Source organism: Clostridium sp. LIBA-8841 (assembly GCF_034439435.1).
GTDB lineage: Bacteria > Bacillota > Clostridia > Clostridiales > Clostridiaceae > Sarcina.
In genome coordinates this window covers 31537-56803 of record NZ_JAPCKJ010000007.1, presented here as the reverse complement: position 1 = coordinate 56803, position 25267 = coordinate 31537, and the positions used below count along the sequence as shown (strand labels likewise).

Below are 25267 nucleotides of genomic sequence, written 5' to 3'. Positions count from 1 at the left end.
TTCAATCCATAGAAGTATATAACACCAAACGAACAAAACTGTCACATTATAGTTTTTAAGTAATTTCTAACTTAAAAGAAAAAGTAGGTCAATGCAACCTACTCAAAAATCATCATTCTGTTTATTGGAAAAACAATTGAAACCTTAGTGTATTTTCCTTCTTCAGAAGTTAAGGAAATATCTAAACCAAGCTTTTTACAAAGTTTTTTACAAAGATATAACCCTATGCCAGTAGACTTTCCAAATTTACGTCCATTCTCTCCAGTAAAGCCTTTATCAAAGACCCTTGGTACATCTTTCTCACTTATTCCAACACCATTATCCTCAATATTTAAAACTATATATTTACTGCTTTCCCCGCAATATATTTTAAGTTCTTTTTCTTCTTTATTCATATATTTAATAGAGTTTGAAATTAGTTGTCCTAAAATAAATTGAACCCACTTACTATCTGAATAAACAGTTTTATCTACATCTCCAATATTAATTTTAACTCTCTTTTTTATTAATATATCTGCATTATTGTTTAGTGCCTTGTTTATACTCTCTCTTAGGTTCATTTCCTTTATAATATAATCCTTCTCAAGAGTGTTACTTCTAGTATAGAAAAGAGCTTGATCAATGTAATTATCAAGCTTACCGACCTCTTCTCCTATACTTTTAGTTAAAGGTGATTCATTATTTTCTATTAATAATCTACAGGTTGCTATAGGAGTCTTTATTTCGTGAACCCACAGTTCTATATACTCTTTATATTCATTTAAATTTCTCTTAAAGTTTCCTATTTCATCATTCATAGCCTTATTACTTTTATTTATTACATCATATATTAATTTACTCTCAGTAAAATTTTCTTCCTCAATAACTTCTGATATCAAATATTTTTTATCTAAAGATTCCATATTTTCTTTTATCTCATCATAATATTGTTTTTTTCTTAAGTAATCATATATGTGGAATGAAAGAATACCTAATACATTTATAATAACAATAAAAATAATAGCAAATCCTCCAACATGTAAGAAATATAATAAGACAGCTGTAAAAAGTAATATTAATAAATTTATTATAATAAAAATAATTCTTTCTTTAATAAAATCACTTAAACTCATGCTAATATATACCCCTGCCCCCTCTTAGTTTGTAAATATCCTTCCGCTCCAATTCCTTCAATTTTTCTTCTAAGTCTATTTACATTAACAGTTAAGGTATTGTCATCTATAAACTCATTTGTTTGCCATAAAGCTTTAATAATCTCATCCCTAGACACTATTTTCCCTTTATTTTTAATCAATACATATAGTATTTTACTTTCATTCTTAGTTAATTCCATTACTTCTCTATTAAATGAAACCTCACTTGTGGACATGTTATACTTTAAACCTCTATGCTCAAAACATTCTCCTTCACCTTCTGAATCAGAATAAGTTCTTTTTAAAATTGATGCCATTCTCGCTAAAAGTATTTGAGTGTTATATGGTTTAGTAACAAAATCGTCTGCTCCTAAGTTCATACTCATAAGCTCATCCATCTCACCCTGCCTACTAGTAACAACTATAATAGGAACTTCACTTCTCTTTCTTATCTCTCTGCAAATATAATAACCATCATAATAAGGAAGATTTATATCTAACAAAATTATGCTAGGTTCATATTCTAAAGATATATCAACTATATTTTCAAAATCATTTGATGACCTTACAATATAGCCATACTTCTCTAAAAATTTAGTAAGCTCTTCTCTTATCTTTTCCTCATCCTCTATAATAAAAACTTTTTTACTATTCATAAAATACTACTCTCCTTATAAAACTAAAGCCGTACACCAAATTGTACGGCAATAAATCCTTTTGTATAATTATACCATATATAATATTATTAAGAATAATATATATGGTTTTGCATTTAACTCCAAATAACTATTTAAATTATTACTATGTACTATTAAACTATTTTTAACTAATATAAAAGGTATAAGAATTAAATTCTTATACCTCAAAATTTTACATATTAAGCCATTTCAAAGATCTCAGTTGTCTTTTCAACTATTTGTCCTCTCACCTTTGAAACCAAATCTCCACCAGTTGAAAGAAATATATTTGATGTTAGTATTTTTTCCATAGCGTTTTGAACTTCTTCTTCAGTTACATCCTCTCTTATATGCTTAAGTGTTATTGTTGTTGTTTTCCCCTCTGCATTTTTAAAAGACATAGCAAGATATAATTCTCTCTCCATTTTATCTTCCCCCTTATTTATATTGATAGTTAGGTTCTCTCTAAGAGTTATGAAGTCATTAACATTTAATTTATTAGGTTAAGTCTTTTGTGTTTCTACCCCTTTATCCTAAGTACTTATTAATCTTTCGATCTTCATTAATAAGCTAAAATTATAGCTCTTTATCTTAAGTATTTACTTATAATCTCTAGTAATTTTCTTAAAGTAGTAATTCCCTTTTCTATTCTTTTGATTGTTATTAATGTAGAATTTAAAAGACTTTTTAGATTTTTAAATGCTACTAAGTCGGCTAATCACCTCTCTAAATTTATTAGATTTCTGGTGCTGCTTCCTCAAACTTAAAGTCATCCTCTTTTAATACAAAATTAACATCAGATGCTAAAAGTGCTGTTAATGCTTCTCCCACCTCATAAAGTTTTGAATCCTCTGCATCAACTCTTATTTTAGAAAACTTTTGTGTTGAGAACTTAGGGTCTCCATTATTATCTACCCCCTTTTGATACTTTAATACTAAGCTTTTCTTTGTTAAGATTGCCTTTGCCATATCTATCAACTCCTTTCACTATATAAATATGATTTACTTCTTCTTTCAGTTGTAAAATTATAAAAAAAACTGCAATAAAAACATATTTTTTTATTATCTATGTTTCTATTGCAATTAATTTATATATTCTAGGGTAAAGTTATTTGCTTAATATTAATATCCCTAATTATTTAAATATTATAATCTAAAACTTAATTTTCAGGATTAGAATCTCCATATCCACCTGTTTCAGGATTATATTCTTGTCCCTGTGCATTGTGTAATGGTACCTTTTTACCATCAACTATTATATAACCATTATTTTGATCTGAATCTTTTCCAGCATCTTCAGTCTCTTTTATATGTCCGTATCCACCAGTAACAGGATTATATTCCTCACCCTTTGAATTATATCTAGGAACTACAGTACCATCTTGAAGTGTTATGGTCTCCTTACTCTTATCTGTTGAATTATTATTGCTTCCACTATTATTTTTGTTTGGACTATTTTCTGATGAACTTTCACTATTTTTAGAGCTGTTATTTTGAGCTCCTCCATTACTTTGAGTACTATTATTTTGAGTACTATTATTCTTATTTTGCTCTCCACTATTGTTGCTATCACTTTGCTCTTTATTATTAGATTGAACATTTGATTGCTCATTAGAATCACTTGATTGTGATTTTCCATTAGCATTATTTGGAGTTCCATCAGTATTATTTGGAGCTTGTTCATCTATTGAAGTTCCTTCATTGTCTATTTGCTCCTTATTTACCATGTTACCATTTTTGTCATATGTAACTCCATTTATAGTGACTTCACCACTTCCAAAATATGATACAAACCAATTTTTTATATCAGTACAAGTATCTAAAATTTTATTTAATATTCTATCTAAAGTTCCACTTTCTTTTAGTTCTTGTCCATTTTGCTTTAAAACTTCTTGTATATTATTAGACATATTATCTAGTTCTCCTTTTAGGCTAGAATAATCTAATCCTAAAGAGTTTATATTAGCCATAAGTCCAACTAATTCTTGCTCCTGTTCTGGAGTTAACTGAATATTATAGTTATTTGTAACGTTATTTACTATTTCTCCAACCTCTTTATCATTTTTAGGCTTATCCTTTATAACCTCTTCTTTAGCTTGGTTTACAATGGCACTAGCTCCATTTTGTCCAATATCTTGCCCATCACTATTTTTAGCATTAGCTAAGTTATTTGTTATACTTAATTCCTGTCTAGCCACCTCTTTATTTTCAACAGGTATATTCTTTCCTGTAGCCTTTTCAAAGGCTTGTAAAACACCTGCTAAAGCTGATGTTCCAGTTACAGGGAATGGAGATGTAGCAATAACATCTGCATCAGTAACTCCTGATGTTAGTAGTGCATTACTTAACATAGTAGGTGTGACAGCTGTTAAATTATTTGTTTTAACCTTTATTCCATATCCAGGTTGTTCTATCTTAACAAAAGCACTTGAATATGCATTTCCTTTAACATCTCCTGATATTGGAGGTAATCCAAGCTGCTCTCTTATTTCTTTAACATTCATGGTTATAACCTTAACATCACTAGGCTTAACTCCAAATTCATTAAACATTTCTTGTTTTTGGCTCGAATTTAGGTTAGCTCCCAAAGTTACAACCTCATTTGTACTAGCAAAAACCGTTGTAAATGAACTAATACTTATTGCTCCTGCTAGTATTATTGTAGTTATCAATTTATTTCTCTTCATTTTTCGTCTCCCTTTCTAAAAGTTACTTTTTCTAATAACTCATTAAAGTAAAACTTCCCTTTTTCCTAAAAAGCTAATAAATCTAAAGCTTTAATCTAAATTATACCAAAATAAAATCATCAATGTTTACAAATTGTTTTAATTCAATATAAATTTATCTATTTTTTCACCATAGAAAATTAAGCTATATTTTTAAAAATTTTGTAGTATAATTATAATAAGTCTTCTTTGTTGCGAGATGTTATTAAAAAGGTAAATTCTTTCAACCGAGAAGCTAAGTCAAAAATAATATAAATATACTTTAGTCCTAATTGTAAGGAATTCTCTGAACAAAAAGGTAAGAAAAACTATGAACTTTAGAAAGGTTTGATGACAATATGAGTACTAGAATTGCCGTTGTTGGCATTGTTATTGAAAGCCTTGATGATATAAAAGAAGTAAATTCTATTTTAAGCGAATACGACAGAATAATTGTCGGCAGAATGGGTCTACCATACAAAGAGAAAAACGTTAGAGTTATCTCCATTGTTGTTGATGGAACCACTGATGAAATCTCAGCTATAACAGGAAAAATCGGAAAACTTAGAGGTGTTTCTGTTAAGGCTGCCATATCTAAAAATAGCTTCTAGCCATAGTGCTATAAGCATCTTAATCACTGAATTCCCATGAGTATATTTTAGTTATTTATATTATTTTTTGGCAAACTCTAAAAGTAATTTTAAAGGAGATTTGTTATGCTAAAAGATAACGAAAAGTACAATGCTTTAGATTTTATTAAAGATGATGAAATTAATAGTCTTATAGCAAAAGGAAAAGAACTTGCTTCTGATAAGGAGTTAGTTAGAGAAATCATCGAAAGAAGTAAAAGTGCTGAAGGTTTAACACCTGAAGAAACTTCTGTTCTTCTTAACCTTGAAGATAAAGAGCTTATTGAAGAAATGTTCAAAGCTGCTAGAGAGGTTAAAGAAAAATTATATGGTAAAAGACTTGTTGTATTTGCACCTTTATATGTAAGTAACTACTGTGTAAATAACTGTCAATACTGTGGATATAAGCATTGTAATGATGAGCTTAAGAGAAAGAAACTTAATAAGGAACAACTTATTGAGGAGGTTAAAGTTCTTGAAAGCTTAGGTCATAAGAGAATAGCATTTGAAGCTGGTGAAGACCCTATTAATGCTCCTCTTGACTATGTTTTAGATTGTATAAAAACAATATACTCAATTAAATTTGATAATGGAGCTATAAGAAGAATCAACGTAAACATAGCTGCAACAACAGTTGAAGACTATAAGAGACTTAAAGATGCTGATATTGGAACATATATTTTATTCCAAGAAACTTATCACAAACCAACTTATGAAAGATTACATGTAAGTGGTCCAAAACATAACTATAACTATCATACAACAGCTATGCATAGAGCTAGAGAAGCTGGTATAGATGATATTGGTATGGGTGTTTTATATGGTCTTTATGATTACAAATATGAAACTCTAGCAATGCTTATGCATGCAATGGATTTAGAAGCAACTACAGGGGTTGGTCCTCATACATTATCAGTTCCAAGATTAAGACCTGCTGAAAATGTTAGCTTAGAAAACTATCCTCACTTAGTTGGTGATGAAGACTTCAAGAAAATTGTTGCTATCTTAAGATTAGCTGTACCATATGCTGGTCTTATTCTTTCAACAAGAGAAGAACCTACATTAAGAGATGAAATAATAGCTCTTGGTGTATCTCAAGTAAGTACCGGTTCATGTACTGGTGTTGGTGGCTATTCAGAAACTTATCATGATCCAGAAGAAAAACCTCAATTCGAAGTTGGAGATCACAGATCACCAGTTGAAATGATAGAAAGCCTTATGGAAGCTGGATATATTCCAAGTTACTGTACAGCTTGCTACAGAGAAGGTAGAACTGGCGAAAGATTCATGGAAATAGTTAAAAGTGGAGAACTTTACAAAGTATGTGAAGCTAACGCTTTAATTACATTAAAAGAATTCGTAGATGACTATGGTACAGATAGAACAAGAGAAATCGGTGACGCTTTAATTAAAAAATCTTTAGATGAAATCGAAAATGAAGGATTTAGAAAATCTGTTGCTGAAAAAATCGAAAAAATAAGCAAAGGAACTAGAGATTTAAGATTCTAATATAAAAATTGCTTATTAAGTAATTTAAGATTAAAATAGTTATAAAGCTATTTTTACTTAATTTAAAACCAAAATCTATGAGAAATAAATTAATTATTCATGCAATATCATTTTAAGTTTTACAAAAATACCTACTCCACAATCAGGTATTTTATGAAGGAAAATGATAAAACTAACTTTTAAATACTAAACACTTATTTAAAATATAAGGACTTGCACCAAGTTTACTAATAAAACTTTAAAATGCTTTATTAGTTTTGGTACAAGTCCTTTTTATTATTTTCCTTATAGCACATCTCTTTTAACTTTTTCAATTCCTCTTACTCTATTACATACGTATATAGAAAATATTAATGCTGGTATAAGTAAAATCCATGTCATCTCATTATTTATAAAATCTAAGTAAGACATAATCATAACTATAACCATATATATAATAGAAATAATTCTCGGTATTAATAAAAACTCTTTCTCCCTCATAAACACTTCACCCCTTTCATAAATTTTACCACTTATGAGATTCCATTTAAATAATTAAAATCTCTAAACTATTCTTTATAACTTAACTATATTTAATTAAACATTACCAACAATCATAAATTTCTTAATTAATATAAGCAAATTTGCTTTTTCTCTCCCCCATCTATTTGCCAAGCTATGATACTATTAAAATAACTATGGTAAAAATTAAATTTATTTTTTATTTGAGAGGAGACTTTTTTGAAATGACAGGAGTTATGTCTAATGTAGTTCCGATAATATTACTTATTTTATTGGGCTACATTATAAGAATCAAAGGATTATTAAAAGAAGAAACTATGACGGGTATAAAGAAACTTGTCCTAGATATATCTTTACCTGCAATCTTATTTTCAACATTTCTTAATATGGACTTTGAAAAAGGATATTTATCTGTTATCTTTATATCCTTTATCATGCTCTGCATATTTTTCTTAATAGGTTCATTAATAAATAAAATCAAGCCTTTATACCATCCAATGGATCCATTTATTTCTTCAGCCTTTTGTTTTGGATTATTAGGTGTTCCACTTTTCGGAACAGTTTTTGGCACAGAAAACCTTGGAAAAATTTCTATACTTGGAGCTGGTAATGAGCTTTTTTGCTGGCTTGTTTATTATAATGCTCTAGAGCTTAGATTTAATGAAAAGAAATTTTCCATTCATTTATTAAAGGAATTATTTAAATCTCCACTTTTAGTAGGTATGTTTATAGGAATACTTTTCAATCTTTTAGGATTTAAAGATTTATTTAAAACAAATGCTCTATTGTCAGGTGTTTATACCACAATTCAATATATTGCAAATTTAGGTACTCCATTAATATTACTTATTATTGGATTCACATTAAAGGTTAATAAGGAATATACTAAACAAAGCATTAAATTTGTAATAACTAGAATGGCTATAATTCTTGTTATTGGATATTTAATCAAATTCCTAATAATAGACAAGCTCATAATTAGTGATACTTTATTTAATTATGCATACTTTACTTTTTTAATACTCCCATTACCATTTTCACTGCCAATATTCGCTGGAAAACATTGTCCTGAGTATGAGGAGCTTATAAATAATACTGTTATATTATCTACAATGTTATGCATATTAACCTTTATTATATTCATATTATTAATATAGGAACTTTAAGTAAAAATAATAATTTCTTCAAATATCTCTTAATTTCTTTAATTATTCACATAATTTTAGTTATTATTATCATCTTAAAGTGCGCCATAGATTGTTAAAAATTTGACTATTCAATGTAAAGGTTGTAAAATATAGTTGAACATTATGTAAATATTAGGAATAATTTGAGAGTTTTATTTATTATGAGGGAGGTTTTTTTTATGGCAGTAAATCAAAATTCAACAGAAAGAAAAGCTTGTTGCTGTGCTTTATACAAAATAGTTCTTACTTTAGAAAATGGTTTTTCTTCAATGGAAGCTTTAAAAGATGCAGTTATAACGCGCCTTCAAAATGAAGGATATAGGTGTAAAGATACAAAAAATAATATAGGGGATTATCCTTTATTAAATATAAATGCTAATGATTTTTTATTAACTTTAAAAGATGTAGATGAAAGCACCGTAAACTTCGAAGAATGTAATGAAGTAGTTTTAATTCCACAATGTTAATTTGTAGACAAACATTAATAAAGAGAGACGATAAAGATAGTTGTTATAACTAACTTTTATCATCTCTCTTTTATTTTACTACTCTATCATCCTAAAAAAGTCTTTAAAATACAAATTAACTTTCTAAAAACTTATTAATAAAATCCCTTATATTTTAAAATTACTTCTAATAAGACTCTATAACTTGTATAATAATAATTATTAATTGGCTTTATATTCTACTAGTTTTTGATTATAAAGCTAACATAATCACAGCTTTCATAATAAGTTTGAGTAAAATTATAGTTAGAGTTTATTTATATTTATTATGAAATAGGGGGAAATCCTTAATATTTTAGAATCACATTTAATTTCATTCAAATAGACAATCTAACTCTATATAGGAAATATTATCCTATAGTGTATATATAAAAGTTTTATAACACTTGCTAAAAGGTATTGTTTATATATGAATACATAATATATTTAGATTACAAATTTAGGATATTTCAATATTTAGTGTGTATACAAATATACCACAACTATATGTTGTGAATAACTACCGAGTTATCCACAGGCTAATGTGGATAACTAGAAATCTTCTATGTAAATAGGTATGTATTTTTATAATTTTCCAATGAAAATTTATAAAGGAAAAGTAAATTTTTTGAAAAGGTGAAAACTCTTATAAACGGCTTGGTATAGCCATTTGTAGTTGTAATTTTTTTACTTTTTTCGTTGCTTATTTGCATGATTTGACTTTAATTTTGACATGAAAATTCATTAAAAAAGTTATCCACAGATTTATTCACAATTGAAAATATTTTCACTAAAGATTTAATATAAGGAGGTGAAATTCTACTATTCATTTCTTGCAATAGTAGAAAAATTTATGAGTAATTTTAATGAAACTCCTAGAGGAAGTAGAATACATATTTCTCTTTTTGGTAAAACAAACTCTGGAAAATCTAGTATAATAAATGCTTTAACAGGACAAAATATATCCCTAGTTTCTGATGTTAGAGGGACAACAACTGACCCAGTTTATAAAGCAATGGAACTTTTACCTTTAGGCCCTGTTGTTTTTGTTGATACGGCAGGATTTGATGATGAAGGGGAAATAGGTAAACTTAGGGTTGAAAGAACTGAGGAAGTTGTAGGGAAAACAGATGTTGCCCTTATAACACTTTCACTATGCGAAATATTAGATGCCATAAAATCAAATACTTCATTCAAGGACATGCTTTCTAAGGAAATCTTATGGCTAGAGAAATTAAAAAAAGCTAATAAACCAGCTATCCTAGTTATCAATAAATGTGATTTAGTTCCTAACAATCTTATTGAATCTAAGATTGACTTAAAAAATATAGATGAAACATCTAATTCTAATAAGGACTATTTTGGTGATAACCAACTAAACTCTACATTAAAAGCTATTGGTGAACTATTAGCTATTCCTTATGTTGCAATAAGTGCTAAAGAAAATCTTAATATAGCAGAATTAAAGAAGGAACTTGTAAAAGTATCTCCTGCTTCAATTACCGAAAGTGCAATAATAGGAGATAAAATAAAACCTGGTGATAATGTTCTTTTAGTTGCTCCACAAGATATTCAAGCTCCTAAAGGAAGACTTATACTTCCACAGGTTCAAGTCTTAAGAGATATATTAGATCACGGTGGAATACCTACTATGGTTACATTAGATAAATTAGAGGATGGACTTAAAATATTTAATGGTAAGCCTGATTTAGTAATAACAGACTCTCAAGTATTTAAGCAAGTTAATGCTAAATTAGATAGGGATGTTCCCCTTACTTCATTTTCAATACTTATGGCTAGATACAAAGGAGATTTAGACAAATTCTATGCAGGTGCTAAGGCCATAAAAAATCTTAAAGCAGGAGATAAAGTTTTAATATCCGAAGCATGTACTCATCACCAACTAAAAGGTGATATAGCAAGAGAAAAATTACCTACTTGGTTAGAAGAAATTTGTCCTGGCATAATTGTAGATAATTGCTCTGGTAAGGATTTTCCTAAGAATCTCAGTGAATATGCTCTTGTAGTTCATTGTGGTGGCTGTATGTTTAACAAGGCTGAAATAATGAATAGAATCGGAATATGTGATGATGCCTTCGTTCCTATAACGAACTTTGGTACATCAATAGCTGAAATTAATAATATATTAGATAGGGTTATGGAACCTCTTAAATAATATTAATCTCGCTATGTTCTATTGCATAAGTTCAAGATACCAAATTTAAATTTGGACTTTCACTTAAAATAAAAATGCCTAAGATTTCATTTAATAATACGCTTTTATATGTTTATTAAATGTATTTCTTAGGCATTTAAATTAAATATTAGATTTCAAAATCATCGTCCTCAACCTCTACAGATATGTTAGGTTGATCTTTTTTTAGATTTAAATTTTCTTCTGAATTTGCTTCTTTTTCTAAGTCTGATTCTTTCTCTTGATCTAATTTTTCTTCTATAACTACTTTATTATCTAATATTGAAAGATAATAAACTCTATATACTGTATTAGCATAACAATAGAACCATAATAATCCTATTCCAAAAGGAGCTATTAAAAGCATATTCCAACCCATTAAAGCAATTAATACACTTCCTATTATTATAGGTAATATGGCAAGTATTCCCCAACCAATTAAGCTTAATTGTAATATAAAAAGTTGCCATTTATGGCCTTTCATTATCTTAAATCCTTTTCCAACCGCTTCCCATATTCCAACTTCAGGTTTATCAACTATGATATATTTAACTGGGAAAAGTAATAAACTAATAACTACATTATAAATAGTTGCCAAAATTAATGTTATAATTAAAATTCCTAAGAAACGCTGTATTACTACAGTATAATCCATATAGTTTGCAGTATAATTCATATAATTTGAAAGTAATGAACCATAAAAATTTGTATAAACATTCATAAATGCTACAGCTATCATAATACCACTTAATATTATCGCTGGAAGAGTAAATAATATTAAAACAAATAATTTTTTAATAAAGTTTATCCAAATTCTACGTGATGGAATTGCTTCCTTTAAAGGTAATATTTCATCGCTATTAACTAATTTAACTACATATACTATTAATACAGCTCCTAGAAAAGGTGTTAATAAAATACTGTCACATAAGTTTAATATTGAATGTAGTACTCCTTCATTCATATTAAACAATATAGTTGTAACAACTATTTCTACTATAGAAACTATAAGCATAAGTAAAACAAAATTTTTCCATCTTCCTTTCAACTTACTTTCAGCTAAATCTTTTACTTCTTTTCTTGTCATCTTATTTCACCCCTTTTATTTTTAATAAAATGTTAACACCCGCATAATACAATGTCAATATTATCCACTAAAATAGTTCTTTTTATTGTATAAATCATAAAAAAACCAGCCTTAATACTAATTAAAGCTGGTTTTGATATTTAAATTGAAAGAAAATTTTGAAGTAAAATCAGCTACTTAATTATTTGACTTCAAAATCTTCCTCAAGTTCGAATTTAACAGTTTTTCCTAACTCTCTATCAGAAATTGAAAGATAGTATATTCTCATTGTTGTTTGAATATATGGTATTAACCATAAAAATCCGATTCCTAAAGTTAATATTGAAAGTATTCCCCATCCAATGAAGCTTAATTCTAAAACAAAAAGCTCCCATTTATGACCTTTCATAATTTTAAAAGATTTACCTACACCTTCCCAAACTCCTAACTCTTGTTCTTCTGTCATTATGTATGAAAGTGGGAATAAGAAAAGTGATATTATTATACAGTAGATTAATGATATAATGATAGCTACTACAATAATTCCAGTAAATGTAGTTATTGTATCACTGTCAATAAACATTGATGGAGAATATGCTATTACTTGTGATACTGTTGCTGTTAGTATTGATATTATTTGTGAGACAAATACAATCAACATAGCTGGTAGTATAAATAAAGTAGACGCTAAAATGATCTTAATAAAATTAATCCAAACTTTCTTTGTTGGTACTGCTTCTTTCATTGATAATTTTTCATCACTATGAACAAATTTAATAACATAAACTATTCCTGCTGCACTTAAAGCTGGTGCTAATAATAAATAATTACATATATCTAATACAAAAAACATTCCTAGTGAATCTATCCTATTAATTAAAAGTGTAACTATTAGTTCTATAGCAATTATTATAAGAGTAAGTAATACAAAATTCGTCCATCTTCCTTTTAACTTATCCTTAGCTAAACTTTTCATTTCTCTTCTTGTCATCATGATACTCACCTCTTTCTATCTATCTAAATGTTAACACTTTATTAATTTTATGTCAATTTTGTAAACTTTATTTTGTACTTAAAACTTCTCTTATTCCACCAAATGTAGTGTGTTATTAACTATTTTCAATATTTATCTATTAATACCTAAACTTTTTAATAAAAAAAGGCCATATCATACGATACAACCTTTTTTCTATTAATTTATTTCATTTTCTCTACCTGTAATTGAAAGATAGTAAATTCTTAGAGTAACTTGTATATATGGTAATAACCATAATAAACCTATTCCAAGAGTTAATAATGATAATACTATCCATCCTAAAAAGCTAAGTCCCATAACAAATAGTTTCCATCTATGCCCATTCATTATACTGAAACTTTTTTTAACAGCTTCCCATATTCCGCAATCCTCTTCAGCCATTAGGTATGGTAATGGGAATAAAAGAATTCCTAATATAATAGCTAATAATGCTACAAATATTATCATTACTAAAATAATTCCCCAAAGTGCTATTACAGGATTTATTGCTGACTGTCCCATAAGCATAGCATTATGTAAAGATGTTATCGACAAAACTAAAATTATGTTTGCTATAAATACAAATATCCATATTGGTATGCTAAATATCATTGTAACTAACATAGCCATTATAAATCTTCCCCAAGTATTAGCTGTTGGTATTGCCTCACCTAAAGGTATAACTTCATCACTTTTAACAAACTTAATAGTGTATATAATCCCTGCTGCAGTTATAGCTGGCATTAATAAAAAGTTATTTACTAGACTTAGAACAGTTGATACTATTCCATCAGCTCTTCCTATAATTTCATTAGCACCCAATTCTATTAAAGCTATTATTAGGGTTAATAGAACTATATTAAACCATCTACCTTTTAGCTTTGACTTGGCAATGCTTTTTATTTCCTTTCTTGTCATTATTCCTTCCACTCCCTTCTTCTGCTAATAAGATAGTAACCTGTTGAAGCTTTTACTGTCAAACACTTCAATTTCTACTAAATAAAAAAAGTTCAAGCTAGGTCTGAAGAACTAGCTAAAAATCAATATTCACCTAAAACAAAGCTATATTAATAAATTGGGGCTATATCAAAACTTAGTTAATTTTGATATAGCCCCTTAAAATATACTATTCTTTACACAGTAGAAAATCTATAGCCTCTTTAAGCTCTTTTTTTAATGTCCATATAAAGTAATATTTATTCTCTTTTTCATCATATTTCTTTGATCCATTAAACATAATAAGCCAATGTCTAAATTTGTGTCTCCAGCTTCCTATTTCTTTTTCTTCTAATTTTATTCCTACTTCAGACTCTATTCTCTTGCCCATTTTTTGAATTCTAGTTCCAATATCACTAAATTCTAAATGCTCTCCTATTAAAGCAGTCTTAAGGGGTTGTCCGTTATTACCATATAAATTAAGTAGTATCTTCATATCTCTTAGCCCAATTAAATCTCCATTTTTTAATATATCAACCCACTGTTCCTTAGTTAGATTATTCTTGAAAACATTTTCATTTAATTGTTCTTTTTTTTGCTCCACTTAAATCACCCCATAAATTAATATTCTACATAAAAATATACTAAGAACTGAATATCTATAATTCTGTCCTTAGTATACTTATATTCTACTGAATATATCATTATGATTTTTTTAATGTTAATTTACATAAAATTTAAAGCTTTATCTAAGGTATTAATATTTTTTATTCCTTTTATACCTTCTTTTTTCTACATTTTTTCCTCTTTCAAGTTTCATTAAATTACTTCTCATGTAGGGATTTAAAACTCCTTCATATACCTTTATAGAACTTGCACCTTCAACAGATACAATCCTATATATAGGTATTTGATTATATAAATACACATAAAATACAGGTTTATTAGTTGTCTTATCATTAAAAATAAGTTTTTTCTTTTCTTCTATTAACTTATTAACTTCATTCTCTGGCTCATTAACCTCTATCATATTTTCTTTCTTCATCTCAGAAAATAAATTTTCACCAATTTCTTGAATAGCTTGTTCATCTTCAATATTACTATTTTCCTGTAAGTTATTTACTAAAACCAAATTATCACTATTATATTTATCTAAATCCATATCCTTATTATCGAACTTAACAAAAATACTTGCAGCGACGATACATATTATTACAGTCCCTCCAACATACTTTAATAAATTAGATTTATTCTCTATAATAAATTCTAATAAAATCCCTACAATAGCTATATTTATCAATATTTCATGTTTTACACTTATAATCGACAAATAACATATGTATGTTCCTATTAAGAGAACTAGAATATTAATTACATTCTTCTCAAACCTATTCCTTTTTCTAATGAATGATGAGCTTGCCATTATTATTGTTAAAAAAATAATTGCAAGTACATATGGAGAAAATCTCTTAACTATTAATTTAAAGGTATATTTATTTTCAATAATTTTTATTTCTCTCTTGACCTGCTCATATAAATCTTTTCTATCTGCTTTAGATAGATTGTGTTTATCTATGTATGGTCTTATATATGGTTCTAAATATCTATTTTCATCTTGTCCAAAATAGATTATGTTTATTGCCATTAACTTATCTACTGAGATATTATGCTTATTTGAATAGTCATCATATATATCTCCGAGACTTTTATCATTATTCTTTATTTCATACTGAAAAAATTCACTATAATCATTTCTAACTATTTCTACAATTACTTTTCTCGTTTCCCCTGAATTTATTAAATTACTTACAGTAAATATGCAAGAAAAAAGAACAAGTAAAACCAAACCCAAGTATCTATAAAATTTAAATTCGTACTTTTTTTCAGCATCTTTTTTAACACTCTTTTTATCTAACTTTTCCAAAGATGCTCACCCCTTAAAATTGTAATAAATAGACATATTCATATAATTTTAATTATATACTATTTTTCCCAAAATATCACTTTATGATTATATATATTTTATCTTAAATCTTTCTTAAAGCAGAAAAAAAAATTAAGGCTATATAAATTCTATCCATGATTTTTGAAATATAATATCTAAAATTTATAACTATCATTTTTTATATAAATTTTTGGCAATTATATTTTAAAAGCATAAACTAAATTTTATATAACCTTAACTTAAACTTTTAAGAATTAACTTAAAGTACTCACTCCCCCATTGGAGACTCCAAATCAACTCTCTACTCCCATTAATAGTTTTAATAAAACATATATTTGAGTATTAAAAGATTTATAATTTATCCTGAATAGCCCACTAAATTATTGCTTATTAAATGTGTTAAATCTTTTTACTCATAAGATATATTTCTCTCGCAAGTATAAATATCCTTCTAATTTGAGAAAATATTTTTATAAACTTTCTTTAAATAATTATATTGGCTATTATTTTCTTTTTATATGGTTCTATATGGTTAAATTAGAATAATATTAAAAACTACTTGATAACAATTATTATTTGTTATATAATAAATTTATAATTCAGAGTAATTAACTAGGAATTAAATTAGGAGATGATATATATGATAAAAGAAAAAACTAATAAAATCTCAATAATAGGTGCAGGATTTGTTGGCTCAACAACAGCTTTTGCATTAATGCAAGATGGATTAGCATCTGAAATAGTAATAGTTGATATAAATAAAGATAAGGCACATGCTGAAGCTATGGATTTAGCACAAGGCGCAGCATTTGTTAAATCTGTTGATATACGATCTGGTGATTATGCCGATACAAAAGATTCTGATGTAGTTATAATCACTGCTGGAGTTGGTCCAAAACCTGGTGAAACAAGATTAGATATTATAAATAAAAACTTAAAAATATTCAAAAGCATTGTTCCTGAGGTTGTTAAATACAGTCCAAATTCAATACTTTTAGTAGTATCAAATCCAGTTGATATTTTAACTTACATCACTTATAAACTTTCTGGATTCCCTAAAGAACGTGTTATTGGATCAGGAACTGTTCTAGATACTTCAAGATTAAAATATATGCTTTCAGAACATTTTGATATAGACGCTAGAAATGTTCACACATATATAATCGGAGAACATGGTGATTCAGAAATAACAGCTTGGAGCTTAACTAACATAGCCGGAGCAAATGTTGATGAATATTGCAAAACTGTTTGCTCTAAATGTGATGGCTCATTCAAAAAACAACTTCCTGAAAAAGTTAAAAATGCCGCTTACGAAATAATAAATAGCAAAGGATATACAAACTATGCTGTAGCTCTTGCCGTTACTAGAATAGTTGAAGCAATTCTTCGTGATGAAAACTCAATCTTAACTATTTCTTCTCTATTTGAAGGACAATACGGAATTGATAATGTTTATTTAGCAATGCCTACTATAGTTGATAGAAGTGGAGCTAGAAAGATTCTAGATGTTCCCCTATCATCTCAAGAAAAAGAAGACTTAGTTAAATCAGCTAACATTTTAAAAGGTCATATTACTAATTCTGAATTAGATTAGTAATTAAATTCAGATGTGGTTATAAACTTTAATCCACATCTGAATAAAAAATATTAACTTTATTTTGTAAAAACTGCCAAACTTGAAACTAATTAATATTCAAACTATTGTTTGAATATTAATTAGCATCAAAAGCTAACACAAACTATATTCCTTAATTACATGATCCTTTTACATTTAAAGACACCATACAAGATTTTGCCTAAGATTATTCTTGTATGGTGTCCTTTTTCTTTAAAATCTTTTAAAAGTCTAACTTGTTCCTTATATTTTTAATATTCTCTATGTCATACTCTTCTTTTATAGTACTATCATTTATTGGTATAATTTAAATAATTATATTTATCTAATAGCTACTAATTCTAAGATTCTAAATTAAAAAATTAGAATTTTAGAAATACTAAGCTCCTAGATAAATTTGTTTAAAAAAAATTTAATATAAAATAAGTATCATTTTATTGATTGGAGTTCTTGTTATGAATTACATAGCTTTAATAAAAATGTTTATACTTAAATATGGAGCAATCAGTATATTTTTCACTAGCTTGCTTGAATATTTATCAATGCCCATTCCAAGCGAAGTTGTCCTCCCTTTTGTTGGAGCTGTAGCAAAAAGTAATAACCAAAATATTTACTTTTTAACACTGGTAGCTGTTTTAGGTGGTTCTGTTGGTTCATTAATAATGTTTTTACTTGGAAAATATTTAATTAAAAATTTTATAGATGACTTAAGAGCAAAACACCCTAAACTAAATAAATCTGTAGAAAAGTCACAAAAACTACTTTTCAAATATAGATATATTGGAGTGTTTCTATCTAGAGTAATCCCGATGGCCAGAGCCGTTATCTCTATTGTATCTGGAATAATAGGAATGAAACTTCATAGATTTTTATTTTTTTCAGCACTAGGTATGATTCTCTGGGATTTTACATTAATTAAATTAGGTACAATATACACCCAAAATTATACTGTAATAGATTCTGTAGTAAAAAAATATTCATGGGTACTAGGTGGAGCATTAATATTACTTATTATTTTCTACTTTATATTTAAGTACATAAAATCAAAAAGGAAAAATAAGGTATAGGTGAAAATAACTTTAAATAGGAATTATAATTATGAATCCTATTTAAAGTTATTTTTATTTATAGAAAGTCTCTAAAAAGTAAAATAAAAAGACTATATGCACATACGGGAATTATTTCATTGCATACAGTCTTTTTACATCAAAAGTAATGTGAAAATTTTTTTATTTAATTATATAATAAAATATTATTATTCTCTTGATTCTATATCAGCTTTTAATTCTTTAGCAAATTCTTTAGCATTTTCAGCTTCTTCTTTTATTTCTCTATCTAATTCTTTATTTATAGCTCTTCCTAATTTACCAGCCTCTTTTTCATCTTCTTTGTAAGCTGGACTATTTTCGTCAAGAACTTTTATATCTTCTTCCATTTTATTAATCATATCAGCTTTTATATCTTCTACACAAGATCCTTCTATATCAGCCATAACTTCATTTTTTAATTCTTCTACTTTTCTAGTCATTTTAAAAACCTCCTTAAAAATGAACATAATTAATGAACATTTTGTTAATTTTATTTACAAACTAATTATATCACCCTCTTATTTATAAATAAATACTTCTCTATAATAATTATTATTTTATCAATTCAAAGGTATATTCCTTAAAAATTATCACTATTTTCCACTATAAAATTAAACAAAATAAAAGAATCAATATCTAAATATTAATTCTTATAATATATTCTATATTTAACTAAATATATTAAATAAAATAGCAGGGATAAAATCTCCCCGCTACTAAATATTTATCTTATTTTGTTAATGCAATTTCTGCTTCAACTTCTTCAATTTCTTGTTCTTTTTTATCTCTGATTTTTCCTGATTTTAATCTTCTTTCATAAACAGCAGCTAATATATATCCTATTAATCCAAATGCAATTGGACCCGCTACTATCCATATTCCTTTTTGTATATCTCCTTGTAAAAAAGGTTCAATTATTGAAAATACTGTAGCAAATATTATTGTTATTAAAGTTATTGATGCAAAAATAACTCCACATTTTTTATTAAAAAATTCATATTCTTTTTTGATATTATCATTTAGTTTAAATCTTATGTACGCATAAACTATAAATGCCCATGGTATTGATGTTGCTATAGTAACCATAAATGTTAAGTTATTATATATTGTATTTGCTGTATCTCCGCCAAATCCTATAGCTAACATTACAATAATTATTATACTTGCTTGTATCATTAAAGCATTTCCTGTAAATCCATGTTTATTTTTCTTAGTTATAAACTTAGGTAACATCCCCTCTGGCATTCCTTCAAACATTTGCTTGATTGGAGAATAAAGTATTAATGGTAGATTAAGCTTCGCTATAAATCCAATCCAAGTTGTAAGTCTATTTACCCATTCTCCTAAGGCTATTGAAGCACTTTGGGATAATCCTAAGTATTGTCCTAAGTTATAAAATTGAGCTTGTACTAAATATATTCCATAGTTATATAAGTTAACTCCTGGTTTATTAAAGGCGTCTGACCAACTAACAGACATACCACATATAACAACTATGACTATATATAAAACAGCTATTATAATTCCTGATAAAATCATAGCTCTTGGAACATTCTTTTTAGGATTCTTAACCTTATCTACAAGTCCTCCACTACTTTCCATTCCACCTAATATAAATATAGCAAACACTAAAAATCCAACTGCTGCTAAGGGATTATTATAGGCTTCATTAGGTCCCATGAAAAATGATTGAACCCCTGTAAAGTTTAATGGTTGTTGAAATTTAAATCCAGATAAGAAAAATACTAAAAGGCCACCCCCAAGTATTAAAACATGCATTATTATTGTTATAAGCATTGAAATATTGGCTAACATTGTTACTGATTTAACACCTTTACGACAAAAGAATACTATTAACAAGAACCATGCAATCCCTATTAAAGTTGTTGTAGCTGTATTGCTTAAACCAAAGAGATGCCAACTTTGTGAAAGGTCTCTCCCATAAATCATATTAGAAAAAGTAATTGATATTGAACTTATACTAAACCACCATATTATGGCTGATATGTACCATATAAACGCTCCAACAGTACTAAACTTTGTACCTACAGATTTTCTCATCCAAGAAAATATTCCACCTTTTTCCTCACTAAACGCTGAACTCATTTCTGATACTATAAAAGTATATGGAACAAAGAATAAAATAACCCCGATTATTACATATGTTATGGATGCATACCCCATTTGATAATATATTTGTTGCCCATTTGCTAATCCATAAACAGTCATGAAGATCATAGCTACAAATGACCAAAAACCTATTTTATAGTTCTTACCATTTCTTGCTTCTTCACCGTCAATAAGTTCTTCAACTTCTACTAAATCTTCATCATGTATTTGACTGCTTTCTTTCATATAGTTTTCCTCCCCAATTTATAATTTTAAATATTTTATATGTTTTTACATCAATTTTGAATATTTATTCATTTGTCATTTCATATATATCTAATTATCTCTAAAGATAATTAATAATATTATTATTTTTTTCTTGAATTAATTTATAAAATATATTACTCAATTCAAAATTGTATTTTTTAATTAAATTAACCACTTATTAACACTTAATTCATTATTTCTTTGTATTTTATGCTAATTTTTAGTAAATGTCAAAGGTTTTTTCATGTTAAATCATTTTTTATGTACATATGTCTCTGTATAAAATACACTTGATGTTAAAGTCCTTGTACAGAAAACACTCTTTTATTCAAGAAATTTAATTATCAATTGTATTTTAACAAAACTAAAATTTTCTTTTTTATTTTAAAACTCACTTTAATATTTATTCATAAATATGTATTTTATGAAATATCCTCTTTTCTTCTCTTTACTCTCTATTAAAATTTTTAACTATGATAATTTATAAATATTATTTAATTTCACTTCTAAATAAATATATTGTTTTCTACAAAACTTTTAATTTTAGATAAGATTTGCTTAAAGAAAGATTTTTAAATGAAAAAACTAAAAAAAATAGCTAAAGTATAGACTGATGACAAGTATTTTTATCTTTAATCAGTCTATACTTTAGCTAAGAAACTGTAATTTCTATTAAATTTTTTTATTTTTATATCTAATGAAAGCTACTATAGTTGCAAGGAAACAAATTATTGTAGCTGAGAAAAATGCACAATCTAATCCATATAAGAATGCAGATTCATGCCCTGGTACATAATTTGAAACCCTATATCCAAGTTTGTAACTCATTCTTCCATATAATATAGTTGTTGCAAAAGTAAACCCATAGGACATTGCTAAATTTGTAACTAGAGAGTTTACACTTCCTGCAATTCCAAGTCTATCTTTTTCAACTTTTTCCATTACAAGAGCGTTATTAGCTGATTTAAACATTCCATTACCAATCCCCATGATAACACAACATATCCCAAGATAAACTAGAGAACTTTCTATATTAATTCTTGCCATAAAGAAAAGTCCTACTGTTAATAAAGTTATACCAATTAATGAAATTAATCTTCCATTGAATTTATCAGAAAGGGAACCGCTAAGTGGTGCTACTATTGATAAACATAATGGGTAAATTATTAAGAATAAGCCTGCCTGTAAAGAACTCATTTGTAAGGCTTGTTCTAAATATAATGGAATTACTATATTCATACAACTTATAGCTAAAAATGAAAGTGCTGAACAAACTATACTTAATGAAAATAATTTATTTTTAAATAGTTTTAAATCTAAAACAGGAGACTCTAATGTCTTCTGTAAATATATGAATACTATAAAAGATACTATTGCTATTATAAATCCAAGTATTACATATTTATCTGTATACCCTAAGACTTCACCTTTAGTTATTGATAAAGTACTAGATACTATAGATATTGCAAATACTATTGTTCCTCTAATATCTATCTTTTCCTTTGAGTTTGTTCTCATCTTAGGTAAATATCTTATTGAAAGTAAGAAAGCAAGTATTCCAATAGGCACATTAATCCAAAATATAAGATCCCACCTAATAGAAACTAAAATACCACCAAGTGCTGGTCCAACCATTACTCCTAAAGCTACAGCACTAGCTGATATCCCCATAGCCTTTCCTCTCTGTTTTTTATCAAAAATAGCCGTTATTATGCCCATTCCAGTTGCCATGGCACAAGCGCCTCCAACCCCTTGAATAGTTCTAGATAAGACTAATAAAGGTAATGTTTTTGATAGTCCACTAAAAAATGAACCAATAGTAAAAATTAATACTCCAACTTTAAAGACATTACATTTTCCTTTAATATCACCTAATCTTCCACATAGTAACACTAAAGACGATATTACCATGAGATAACTGGTTACAATCCATTGTGTATCTAAAATTGGTTTATTTAAATCAGATGATATTTTAGGTAAAGCAACATTTACTATACTACCATCTATACAGGCCATAAAAGTCATTATAACTACACATATCAATATGGCCCATTTGTTCTGATTATCTCCAGATATAACTCTCTTATTATTTTCTATATCTTCCATATCAAAGTTCTCCTCTCGTAAATTTTATCTACATTATACACCTTTGTTAACTTTTTGTTAACAAATCAATTTATCTATGAAAATTTTGATTTTTATTGATACTATTTTAGCCATTAATTCTTTAATAAAATCTAATGATTATACTTATTTCCATAAAAACTCGATGTTTTAATAAATAATCGTTAAATTCATTTCTTTAGAATAATTTACAATACAAAAAAGAATGTATTAAGAACAGGTGTGAGATGCTTATTATGACAAGCATTACTGTTCTTTAATACATTCCCTTAATCTATAAAACTATTTGAACTATCTATTAAAATTTTTATTTTATTAAACTATTTTATATCATTTGATATTTCAGTGAATATTACACCTAGTCCATACGCACCTGCATCTGGATAACCAATACTTCTTTCACCTACTGTACCAGCTCTTCCCATACGAGCTACTATTTCTTCTGTTTTCTTAGCTCCTAAAACTGCTGCCTCTGCACCATTTTTAAATGCTTCCTTGAATTTTAATCCTTCTTTTGCATTATTTGTCCATGAATCTGCACAAGGGACTAAAGCATCTATTAATGTTTTGTCTCCCACTACAGCGCCTCTTCCAAATGAACGCTCTCCAGTCTTTTGAATTCCTAATACAGCGGCTTGCATCATTTCAGCAAAATCTTCTACTGTTAACTCATTTTTATTTATAACACTTTTGCTTGCTGCTCTGAAAGCTGATCCCCATATTGGACCTGATGCTCCACCACAGTGTTCCATTATAACTAATGAACAAGCATTTAAGAACTCAGATATATTTAAGTTTTCTATATTTAATATATCTTTCCACTCTTTTTTAAGCATTCTAAATCCTTTAGCAACACTCATTCCAAAATCTCCATCTCCTGCATGAGAATCTAATTCACAGAATGGAACTTCATTATCAATTATTACTTCACTCATTTTATCTAATATGTAAATCATATTATTAAGTGATATTTTTTCACCTTTTATTTCATTAAATGATTCACAAGTTTCAACTTTATATGATACTGGAACCTCTTTTTCTTCTATTACTACTTCTTCATATTCTTTTACATCCATATGATTAGAAACTTTAAATGCTGGAGTATCACACTGATCTTTCATCAATTCTTTTAATTCATCGTCAAGTTTCATTATTGATACTGAAGCTCCAGCCATATCTATACTTGTCATGTAGTTACCAACGAAGTTTTTACATACTTTAATTTCTCTTTTATGTAATTCTCTAAATACTGAGTTATTTAATAAATATAACTCTTGAAGTGGTGTAGCTCCAAATCCATTTATAAGAACAACTACCTCTTCATCCTTATAGTCTAATTCATTTATAAGTTGATTAACCATTCTTTCAGCTAATTCATCTGCTGTAGCTATTTTTTCTCTACGAATTCCAGGTTCTCCATGTATTCCAACTCCATATTCCATTTCATCTTCACCTAATTCAAATGTTGGAGTTCCCTTAGCTGGAACAGTACAAGATGTGAATGCAAATCCTATACTTTTAACACTACTAGCAGCTTTCTCAGCTATTCTTTTAACTTCTTCTAAACTGTTTCCTCTCTCAGAAGCAGCACCTGCTATTTTATGTACTAAAACAGTACCTGCAACCCCTCTACGTCCTACAGTATAAAGACTATCTTCAACAGCTATATCATCATCAACCTTTATATAATCAACTTTTATTCCATCTTCTGTAGCAAGGTGAGCTGCATTCTTGAAGTTCATCATATCCCCACTATAATTCTTGATTATAAGAAGTGTACCTTTATTACTCTTAGATGCTTTTATAGCTTGGTAAACTTGTATTTGTGAAGGTGAAGCAAATACATCTCCACATACTGCTACATCTAACATACCTTTTCCTATAAACCCTGCATGTGCTGGCTCATGACCGCTTCCCCCACCACTTATAAGTGTTACTTTATCTTCATTAATGTTTTTCTTTTTAACAACCTTATATTTATTTAAAAATTCTAACTCTGGGTGTGCCATAACCATTCCGTTACACATTTCTCTTACTAGTGTTTCTGCTGAATTCATTATTTTCTTCATGTTAAACTCTCCC

At 27.5% G+C, this 25267-nt stretch carries 22 protein-coding genes; 7 read left to right on the top strand and 15 right to left on the bottom strand.

Going from position 1 to position 25267, the window contains the following annotated elements; translation table 11 throughout:
• Positions 1–98 precede the first annotated feature (98 nt).
• The 5 genes from OIF33_RS15710 to OIF33_RS15690 form a co-directional block, all read right to left on the bottom strand.
• Positions 99–1112 carry a sensor histidine kinase gene (locus OIF33_RS15710; protein ID WP_322505178.1) on the bottom strand — a complete coding sequence of 338 codons (1014 nt, stop codon included), beginning with the start codon at positions 1110–1112 and terminating at the stop codon, positions 99–101.
• Positions 1109–1789, bottom strand: coding sequence for a response regulator transcription factor (locus OIF33_RS15705; protein ID WP_322505177.1), 681 nt, complete (start codon positions 1787–1789; stop codon positions 1109–1111). The genes OIF33_RS15710 and OIF33_RS15705 overlap by 4 nt, the downstream gene beginning before the upstream one ends.
• 221 nt (positions 1790–2010) lie before the next feature.
• Entirely contained in the window at positions 2011–2235 is a 225-nt protein-coding gene (locus OIF33_RS15700; RefSeq protein ID WP_322505176.1) for a DUF2922 domain-containing protein, read from the bottom strand.
• 310 nt (positions 2236–2545) lie between these two features.
• The gene (locus OIF33_RS15695) at positions 2546–2779 is read right to left on the bottom strand and encodes a DUF1659 domain-containing protein (RefSeq protein WP_322505175.1); all 234 of its coding nucleotides are present in this window, start codon (positions 2777–2779) and stop codon (positions 2546–2548) included.
• Positions 2780–2970: 191 nt separating this feature from the next.
• Complete coding sequence (locus tag OIF33_RS15690; RefSeq protein ID WP_322505174.1) at positions 2971–4497, bottom strand: DUF1002 domain-containing protein; 1527 nt, start codon at positions 4495–4497, stop codon at positions 2971–2973.
• A gap of 377 nt (positions 4498–4874) precedes the next feature.
• Between OIF33_RS15690 and OIF33_RS15685 the strand changes: the two genes are divergently transcribed.
• Positions 4875–5126, top strand: coding sequence for a TM1266 family iron-only hydrogenase system putative regulator (locus OIF33_RS15685; protein WP_322505173.1), 252 nt, complete (start codon positions 4875–4877; stop codon positions 5124–5126).
• A 105-nt stretch (positions 5127–5231) separates the two neighbouring features.
• Positions 5232–6653: a [FeFe] hydrogenase H-cluster radical SAM maturase HydG gene (gene hydG / locus OIF33_RS15680; protein WP_322505172.1), complete on the top strand. Its 1422-nt coding sequence runs from the start codon at positions 5232–5234 to the stop codon at positions 6651–6653.
• A gap of 285 nt (positions 6654–6938) precedes the next feature.
• Here the strand turns inward: hydG and OIF33_RS15675 are convergent, their stop codons facing one another.
• The gene (locus OIF33_RS15675; RefSeq protein ID WP_322505171.1) at positions 6939–7133 is read right to left on the bottom strand and encodes a hypothetical protein; all 195 of its coding nucleotides are present in this window, start codon (positions 7131–7133) and stop codon (positions 6939–6941) included.
• A 245-nt stretch (positions 7134–7378) separates the two neighbouring features.
• On the opposite strand from OIF33_RS15675, the gene OIF33_RS15670 reads away from it, so the two are divergent.
• The 3 genes from OIF33_RS15670 (at position 7379) to OIF33_RS15660 (ending at position 11002) form a co-directional block, all read left to right on the top strand.
• Complete coding sequence (locus tag OIF33_RS15670) at positions 7379–8311, top strand: AEC family transporter (protein ID WP_322505170.1); 933 nt, start codon at positions 7379–7381, stop codon at positions 8309–8311.
• A 209-nt stretch (positions 8312–8520) separates the two neighbouring features.
• On the top strand, positions 8521–8808 hold the full coding sequence (locus tag OIF33_RS15665; RefSeq protein WP_322505169.1) for a hypothetical protein: 288 nt from the start codon (positions 8521–8523) through the stop codon (positions 8806–8808).
• Positions 8809–9679: 871 nt separating this feature from the next.
• Positions 9680–11002 (top strand): GTP-binding protein, encoded by a 1323-nt coding sequence (locus tag OIF33_RS15660; RefSeq protein ID WP_322505168.1) that lies wholly within the window; start codon positions 9680–9682, stop codon positions 11000–11002.
• A gap of 148 nt (positions 11003–11150) precedes the next feature.
• Here the strand turns inward: OIF33_RS15660 and OIF33_RS15655 are convergent, their stop codons facing one another.
• From OIF33_RS15655 to OIF33_RS15635, 5 genes are all read right to left on the bottom strand, one after another.
• Positions 11151–12107: a DUF975 family protein gene (locus tag OIF33_RS15655; RefSeq protein WP_322505167.1), complete on the bottom strand. Its 957-nt coding sequence runs from the start codon at positions 12105–12107 to the stop codon at positions 11151–11153.
• Between the two features lie 181 nt (positions 12108–12288).
• Entirely contained in the window at positions 12289–13080 is a 792-nt protein-coding gene (locus OIF33_RS15650; protein ID WP_322505166.1) for a DUF975 family protein, read from the bottom strand.
• A 198-nt stretch (positions 13081–13278) separates the two neighbouring features.
• Positions 13279–14019, bottom strand: a complete 741-nt coding sequence (locus OIF33_RS15645; RefSeq protein ID WP_322505165.1) for a DUF975 family protein — start codon at positions 14017–14019, stop codon at positions 13279–13281.
• Between the two features lie 208 nt (positions 14020–14227).
• Positions 14228–14641 (bottom strand): hypothetical protein, encoded by a 414-nt coding sequence (locus tag OIF33_RS15640; RefSeq protein ID WP_322505164.1) that lies wholly within the window; start codon positions 14639–14641, stop codon positions 14228–14230.
• A gap of 153 nt (positions 14642–14794) precedes the next feature.
• Positions 14795–15961, bottom strand: a complete 1167-nt coding sequence (locus OIF33_RS15635) for a hypothetical protein (protein ID WP_322505163.1) — start codon at positions 15959–15961, stop codon at positions 14795–14797.
• Between the two features lie 661 nt (positions 15962–16622).
• On the opposite strand from OIF33_RS15635, the gene OIF33_RS15630 reads away from it, so the two are divergent.
• Both OIF33_RS15630 and OIF33_RS15625 read left to right on the top strand, forming a co-directional pair.
• On the top strand, positions 16623–17576 hold the full coding sequence (locus OIF33_RS15630) for an L-lactate dehydrogenase (RefSeq protein ID WP_322505162.1): 954 nt from the start codon (positions 16623–16625) through the stop codon (positions 17574–17576).
• A 476-nt stretch (positions 17577–18052) separates the two neighbouring features.
• Complete coding sequence (locus tag OIF33_RS15625; protein ID WP_322505161.1) at positions 18053–18664, top strand: DedA family protein; 612 nt, start codon at positions 18053–18055, stop codon at positions 18662–18664.
• A 188-nt stretch (positions 18665–18852) separates the two neighbouring features.
• On the opposite strand, the gene OIF33_RS15620 is transcribed toward OIF33_RS15625, so the two are convergent.
• The 4 genes from OIF33_RS15620 to dhaK form a co-directional block, all read right to left on the bottom strand.
• The gene (locus OIF33_RS15620; protein WP_322505160.1) at positions 18853–19125 is read right to left on the bottom strand and encodes a hypothetical protein; all 273 of its coding nucleotides are present in this window, start codon (positions 19123–19125) and stop codon (positions 18853–18855) included.
• 289 nt (positions 19126–19414) lie between these two features.
• Positions 19415–21040: a glutamate/gamma-aminobutyrate family transporter YjeM gene (gene yjeM, locus OIF33_RS15615; RefSeq protein WP_322505159.1), complete on the bottom strand. Its 1626-nt coding sequence runs from the start codon at positions 21038–21040 to the stop codon at positions 19415–19417.
• A gap of 693 nt (positions 21041–21733) precedes the next feature.
• The gene (locus OIF33_RS15610; RefSeq protein WP_322505158.1) at positions 21734–23167 is read right to left on the bottom strand and encodes an MFS transporter; all 1434 of its coding nucleotides are present in this window, start codon (positions 23165–23167) and stop codon (positions 21734–21736) included.
• Between the two features lie 338 nt (positions 23168–23505).
• Positions 23506–25254 (bottom strand): dihydroxyacetone kinase subunit DhaK, encoded by a 1749-nt coding sequence (dhaK, locus tag OIF33_RS15605; RefSeq protein WP_322505157.1) that lies wholly within the window; start codon positions 25252–25254, stop codon positions 23506–23508.
• Positions 25255–25267: the final 13 nt, after the last annotated feature.